Raw genomic sequence first — 346 nt, 5'->3', positions numbered from 1 at the left:
AAAGATATTTTCCGCCACCGTCAGGTTTGGCGCGAGCTGCATCTCCTGGTAAATCAGCGTGATGCCTGCGCTCAGCGCATCCTTTGGCCCACGAATGTGAAACGGCTGACCGTCAATCAGGATCTCCCCGCTGGTGGCGGTATAGGCGCCCGCGAGGATCTTCATCAGGGTGCTTTTCCCCGCACCGTTCTCGCCCATCAGGGCATGAATCTCGCCCGGCCAGACCGTTAAATCGACCCCTTTCAGCGCGTAAAATTTGCCAAACGCTTTGGCAATGTTGCGCATCTCCAGAACCGGTGTCCTGCTCATGGCGGATCTCCTGTGGGGTGGCCGATATCAGCAGTCC

Annotated in this window: 1 protein-coding gene; it reads right to left on the bottom strand. The window is 57.8% G+C overall.

The genetic code is table 11. The features are described 5' to 3' along the window. Nucleotides 1-309, bottom strand: a 309-nt coding sequence (locus FDX22_RS22565) for an ATP-binding cassette domain-containing protein (RefSeq protein ID WP_146717803.1), incomplete at its 3' end; no start/stop codon positions are given. Nucleotides 310-346 lie beyond the last annotated feature (37 nt).

The organism is Citrobacter sp. TBCS-14, from assembly GCF_005280805.1.
In the GTDB taxonomy this organism is placed as follows: domain Bacteria; phylum Pseudomonadota; class Gammaproteobacteria; order Enterobacterales; family Enterobacteriaceae; genus Citrobacter; species Citrobacter gillenii.
Note: the sequence above shows the minus strand (reverse complement) of the source record. Positions and strands in the feature narration are given on the sequence as shown.